Origin of the sequence: Edwardsiella ictaluri ATCC 33202 (assembly GCF_000264785.1) — a bacterium.
Classification (GTDB): domain Bacteria; phylum Pseudomonadota; class Gammaproteobacteria; order Enterobacterales; family Enterobacteriaceae; genus Edwardsiella; species Edwardsiella ictaluri.
In genome coordinates this window covers 1-5,840 of record NZ_AFJI01000063.1, presented here as the reverse complement: position 1 = coordinate 5,840, position 5,840 = coordinate 1, and the positions used below count along the sequence as shown (strand labels likewise).

At 54.2% G+C, this 5,840-nt stretch carries 5 protein-coding genes; 4 read left to right on the top strand and 1 reads right to left on the bottom strand.

Annotated features, from left to right (window positions below; translation table 11 throughout):
- Nucleotides 1-680: 680 nt before the first annotated feature.
- Entirely contained in the window at nucleotides 681-2,054 is a 1,374-nt protein-coding gene (gene dbpA / locus EIEH_RS09410) for an ATP-dependent RNA helicase DbpA (protein WP_015870842.1), read from the bottom strand.
- A 275-nt stretch (nucleotides 2,055-2,329) separates the two neighbouring features.
- Between dbpA and EIEH_RS09405 the strand changes: the two genes are divergently transcribed.
- From EIEH_RS09405 to EIEH_RS09395, 4 genes are all read left to right on the top strand, one after another.
- Entirely contained in the window at nucleotides 2,330-2,869 is a 540-nt protein-coding gene (locus EIEH_RS09405; protein ID WP_015870840.1) for a DUF2058 domain-containing protein, read from the top strand.
- A gap of 282 nt (nucleotides 2,870-3,151) precedes the next feature.
- Nucleotides 3,152-3,229: an IS1 family transposase gene (locus EIEH_RS20105; RefSeq protein ID WP_071525716.1), complete on the top strand. Its 78-nt coding sequence runs from the start codon at nucleotides 3,152-3,154 to the stop codon at nucleotides 3,227-3,229.
- Nucleotides 3,230-3,530: 301 nt separating this feature from the next.
- Entirely contained in the window at nucleotides 3,531-4,217 is a 687-nt protein-coding gene (locus tag EIEH_RS09400) for a hypothetical protein (RefSeq protein WP_015870838.1), read from the top strand.
- A gap of 265 nt (nucleotides 4,218-4,482) precedes the next feature.
- Nucleotides 4,483-4,959 carry a type III secretion system chaperone family protein gene (locus EIEH_RS09395; protein WP_015870837.1) on the top strand — a complete coding sequence of 159 codons (477 nt, stop codon included), beginning with the start codon at nucleotides 4,483-4,485 and terminating at the stop codon, nucleotides 4,957-4,959.
- The last annotated feature ends 881 nt before the right edge of the window (nucleotides 4,960-5,840 follow it).

Sequence of the window (5,840 nt, the reverse complement as noted above, 5' to 3'; positions counted from 1 at the left end):
GCCTTATACTCCCCGCCCTGAAGGACGGGGTTTTACGGCGCACTGGATAATAAGAGTGCCGGGTATTATTCCCGGATCCCCCAGCCACTGTCTGAGGGGGCCGCACCGGGTAAAAAATATGGATTTTATGGCGCCTGATGATGCCGTTATCGGCGCCCGGCGCCATTTCTCCTGCGCTGTCGGGGCACCGACAGCGCAGGAGAGGTAGAGCCTATCCCAGTAGGAATATATTGTTGCAGCCAGTTTGGGCTCGGACAGCGCGCAACCAGCGGAGCGTACAGGCAGTACGTGAGGATTGTGAGCACGGCCCCGGACCAACAGGGCAAATCAAATAGCCTGGTGGGATAGGCGCTTATGGCACCGTCGAGTATGCGCAAAGCGTTTTTCGCCCCCCACCGGCCCCCCCGCTGGGCCTTCCGCTTGGCCTTGGCCGTTGCCAGCGCGCCGGGAGTTTTCCCCCATCAGCAGAGATCGGGCTGGCTGAAAGCCTGACGTCATCCCCTGCCCTGCCGGGAGTTATCCCGATGGGGATTGTCCCGATACCAAAAATCCACGCCGCGGCGTGGATTTTTGGGCACCGCTGGGGGTGCGGCGACCAGCGGCCCCTGACAATCCCGTGCTGCCGCCGTGGATACCACACGCGGCGCAGCGTCACCCACTGCGGCATCAGCGGAACGGGATCACTTCAGCAGCCGGACCTTCACCGCCTTCCCTTTGATTTTCCCCTGCTGCAGCTGCTTCCAGGCCTGACGGGCCACTGCCCGGCGCACGGCGACGTACGCGTGGGTCGGGTGGATGTCGATTTTTCCGATATCCGCCCCCTCCAGCCCCAGTTCGCCGGTTAGCGCCCCCAGGATATCGCCCGGGCGCATTTTGGCTTTTTTACCGCCGTCGATGCACAGGGTCGCCATCGCCGCCTCCAGAGCGGCGATGCGAACGCCGTCCGGCTGAGGCTGCCACTGGAGTCTGACGCCGAGCATCTCCTCCAGCGCGTTGGCGCGCTGCGCCTCCTCCGGCGCGCAGAGGCTGATGGCCAGCCCGCTTGCCCCAGCGCGGGCGGTGCGGCCAATACGGTGCACGTGAACCTCCGGATCCCAGGAGAGCTCGTAGTTGATCACCATCGCCAGAGCCTTAATATCCAGCCCCCGGGCCGCCACATCGGTCGCCACCAGCACCCGGCTGCTGCCGTTGGCGAAACGCACCAGCGTCTGATCGCGATCGCGCTGCTCCATATCGCCGTGCAGCACCAGCACGCTCTGCCCGCTCTCCTCCAGCGCATCATAAACCGCCTGGCAATCTTTCTTGGTATTGCAGAACACCACGCAGGAGGCCGGCTGATGCTGGCTTAACAGCGCCTGCAGCAACCCTGTCTTGCCGCTGCGGGAGACCTCGTAGAAGCGCTGCTCCACCGCGGGCAGCTCGCCGTCGGTATCGATCTCAATCGTCAGTGGATCGCGCTGAATCCGGCGGCTGATGGCGGCGATCTCCGCAGGCCAGGTCGCAGAAAACAGCAGCGTCTGGCGCTTTTCCGGCGCCCAGGAAATCACCTCGTCCAGCGCATCGGCAAAGCCCATGTCCAGCATCCGATCCGCCTCATCCAGGATAAGCGTCTGCAGCGCCTCCAGGCTGAGGGTCTCTTTTTTCAGGTGATCAAGCAGTCTTCCCGGCGTTGCCACAATGATGTGCGGCGCATGGATCAGTGAATCGCGCTGTGCGCCGAAGGGCACCCCGCCGCACAGCGTCAGCACTTTGATATTCGGCATATAGCGCGCCAGCCTGCGCAGCGCGGCCGCCACCTGATCGGCCAGCTCACGGGTCGGACACAGCACCAGCGACTGGGTAATAAACCGGCTGGCATCAATATGCTGCAGCAGGCCAAGACCAAACGCCGCCGTTTTACCGCTGCCGGTCTTCGCCTGCGCGCGGACATCCTTTCCCGCCAGAATGGCCGGCAGCGTCGCCGCCTGCACCGGTGTCATGGTCTGGTAGCCCAGCTCATTGAGGTTGTTGAGTTGTTCTTCAGGAAGGGCATTAAGTTCAGCAAAGGAGGTCACAGTGATAGTCTCAGCGGATAAAAAAGGCCGTCCGGGCGTTATTGCCGGGGCATCGGAGGATAATGATACCATTCAATACCGGTGGTGCCGTGCGGATTTTTCCTGCGGCATCATCACGCCCCCTTTCCCCCGCCGCCCCCATCCCTGACCGGTTGGATCTTGGGCAACATGCCCCGGGAGCGCCCGCCAGAGTGTGGTTTTACCCGGTAACGTGGCACAGCCCTGAAAATTACGGGTATACTCTCCCGGATAACCTGACTGAGCCAGAAACCAAGATGACAAAACTTACCTTACAAGAGCAGATGCTAAAAGCGGGACTTGTGACCCATAAGAAGATGGCCAAAGTCCAGAGAACGGCCAAGAAATCACGGGTTCAGGCCCGCGAGGCCCGCGAGGCCGTAGAGGAAAAAAAGCAGGCACAGCTTGAGCGGGATAAGCAGCTGAGTGAACAGCAGAAGCAGGCGACCATCGCCAAAGAGATCAAAGCCCAGGTTAAGCAGCTGATTGAAATGAACCGAATCAGCCTGAAAAGAGGCGATATCGATTTTAACTTTACAGATGGCAGCGTCATCAAAAAAATCACGGTGGATAAGCTGACACAAAACCAGTTGGTCAGCGGCCGCCTCGCCATTGCCCGTCTGGCCGTTGATAACGGTGGTCACGGTGAGTACGCCATCATCCCGGCCAGCGTTGCCGATAAAATCGCGCAGCGGGATGCCGGGAGCATTGTCCTGAACAGCACCCTGAGTCAGGAGGCGCAGGATGAGGATGATCCGTACGCCGACTTTAAGGTCCCTGATGATTTGATGTGGTAAGCCGGACGGGGCATAACGGCTCCCGGAACAGTTCATTGTCATTCTGACAGTGGCGCTTTGGGAGTCCATATGCTGTATGCAGCATTCCTGTATCATGATAGTCATTTTTCGGCGGCAGGAGTCAGTATCAATACGGCCTTTTCCCGGGAATAATTCCATATACTGCAACATCTTCCACTCCACCAACCCCATATTAAAGGCTCCCGGGTCATTTATTCAAAAAGCGGCGATGCCCCCAATAAGTTAAATCTGATGAATAATGAGGACTGTTGAGTTGCCCTCATGGCCAGCGTTAAGGTCCATTGTCCCCGTTGTCACGCTGTTCAGGTTACCGCCATGGTCAGAATCCTGCAGGCATGACCGGTATCGCTGCCGTGGCTGCCAGCGGGTGTTTCAGCGCACTTTTTATCAGGCAAAGTAAATATCTGATAGGATGTTAGCGCTTGTGCAGACTTTGTTGAATAAAAATATTTTATGCTGTTAAATCAATATAGTGACTAACCCTACCGAAGAAAAATCATTTAGTTGCAACATGTAGGGCAATACGTTTCCTGAGCATCTTGGTTTTTCCTACCAGATATGGCGCCAGAAAACAGCATGATTCGCTATTATTCAATAGAGCCGCGCATTCAATGAAAACTCCACCCAAGAACCTACAATTATGTTCAAAATCAGTGAAAAGAATAGCATTGAAAACATTCAGACTCTTAAATGTGAGCAGGGGTTTAGGTCATCCTTATTGACATTTAATGGGGTTAATTATCGGCACAATGAACTATCACTCAATGAAGATGGTAGCGTTATACTCGCCTATTTTTTCAGAGAAGGGATGACAAAATCCAGTGGTGCGATATTTTCTGCGCACGCAGACTGGGCTCCTAGAGATGGGATGACAAGATTAAATCATAGTTATAATTTTATGGTGCATCATGGGCGTTCTCTCTCAACCATGGATTTTTCTGCAGGCTCTACGCTAAATCATGTTGATAGCTTCTCAGGTAGTAGTGGTGAGTTTGCAAACTACAGATTAACGCCCTTGGAATTTAAGCAAGCCTCAGACACAACCGAACAGATCCTTAAGTTTCTGCAAAAGAGTCCAAGCGACAAAGTGGGTGCTATCATTGCCGGTCAGAAAGGCCACCATGTACAAATTCACTTAAGCGCCATTGATAAAAAAATAGCCCCACTCATCAGTGGAAAAAAAGATATAGAGATGCTTGTTTGCCGCAGATTAAATTTAAATCATGTCGATATGGAACATAAAAAACCAGAGGGGGTTGTTTCTGAATCCAACACAACCGTTCATGATATGGATTTTTTTCACTCAATTGACTATGCTGATTTATGACTTCGAATAACTATACTTAGAGCCTATCCCAGTAGGCATATATTGTTGCAGCCAGTTTGGATACGGACAGCGCGCAACAACCGGAGCTTACACGCAGTACGTGAAGATTGTGAACACAGCCCAGGAGCAAAATTGAGAATCAAATAGCCTATTTAGATAAGCTCTTATGATAGATTTTGTGGTTAACTAGGATAAACAGTCCCGACTCAGGAAAGTGCGAACGAGTAGATATCGACATAAACCATTAATGAATGGCATAAATATCATGGATATTTTTGAAGAGTCCCTATCACCCCTCGGGGTAAGCGTGGTGTTCGATGAGAACAACCTGTTCTCCTGTGAAATAAACCAAGAGTCAACTGAAGGCAGAGGCAGAGCGCCATGGCAGCTCACTGTATATCGTGACCAAGATGATATCAGCCTTGCTATCTCCATCGTGCTTGGAACGCCCCTTCCTGATAATCCCACTCCTGATTTCATCACCTTGCTGGGAGAGCAGGCTATCGAGCCCCTGCGTGGCGGGGTGGGGATCGGTATCTATCCTGGAACCTCTCAACTTGCCGTTTACCAACGGGTACAACTCTCTGGCAAACCAACCGGTATTGTCATGGAGGCCATTAAAAGCCTGTTTGCTATTGCCGAGGAGTGGGAAAGTCTACTCTCCCCGGAACGCCAGAAGACCCCCATCGAACACACCCCCCCCCAGAATCAGCAAGGGCATTTTTACAGGCTCAAGCCGTGATCGCGCCTCCGGACATCGGTAACCATCCCTCTTTCATCTACCTGTCCAATATTTTTACTGCAAAATCAGTACCATTATCGGTTTCCAGCAACTGCGGTAAAGGATGCCTGTGCGCTATGCTGTCCGGCCCGGCATCCCGAACTTCTGTCGAACGCAGATGCTGTCCCACGCCTATCCCCAGCCATTCTCGGGTGTAACGGTCGATAACCGTCAACAGGCGCAGTCAGCACAACGTATCAGCGACAAAATCCACGCCTCAAACGTGACGCCATGAGGCTACGGCGGCCGCTGCTGGGAAGATTTATGACAGCATAGCCGTTTGAGGCGCAGCGACAGGTCCTGCTCACGATAGAGGCGGCAGGTCCGTTTGTGATTGTCGCGCCCCCCTCCCGGCGATATCCGTAGTGAATTCGCGTTTCGGTGCTCTCCCGGATACGCAGGCGCAGTGCGCTGCCATCGGCAGCAACGGAGCGATACCTGAACGAACTACGGCTGACCCGCAGTGCAAAACAGACCTGTCTTGCGCTGGCACCCTATAGGAGCTGTCAATCCCTGATCCATTCGCACAGAGGTGCCAGCGTCAGCCCTTTTTACCAATACCCCCTGCAGCATCACCTTGTCGGGGCTGAGATCAATAGCCAGCCTCTCTCTTCAGCCGTAGATTTTCCTCTGCCCGTTACCGCATAGGTTTGAGTTCAGAGGGGAGATTCCGCCGTATTTCTTTCGCCAGGTAATGGGATGGACTACCTCCTCCCGCTGCGGTTGGCTGTACGAAATGCGCTCACCAGGAGAATCACCATGAATATCGTATTTCTGGGTATTGATCTGGCTAAAAATGTTTTTCAACTCTGCGGGTTAAACCAGGCCGGCAAACCGGTTTA

What these genes read in the sequence shown, in the direction of transcription:
- EIEH_RS09405 (WP_015870840.1), top strand. Translation starts at nt 2,330, where the DNA reads ATGACAAAACTTACCTTACAAGAGCAGATGCTAAAAGCGGGACTTGTG.
- EIEH_RS20105 (WP_071525716.1), top strand. Translation starts at nt 3,152, where the DNA reads ATGGCCAGCGTTAAGGTCCATTGTCCCCGTTGTCACGCTGTTCAGGTT.
- EIEH_RS09400 (WP_015870838.1), top strand. Translation starts at nt 3,531, where the DNA reads ATGTTCAAAATCAGTGAAAAGAATAGCATTGAAAACATTCAGACTCTT.
- EIEH_RS09395 (WP_015870837.1), top strand. Translation starts at nt 4,483, where the DNA reads ATGGATATTTTTGAAGAGTCCCTATCACCCCTCGGGGTAAGCGTGGTG.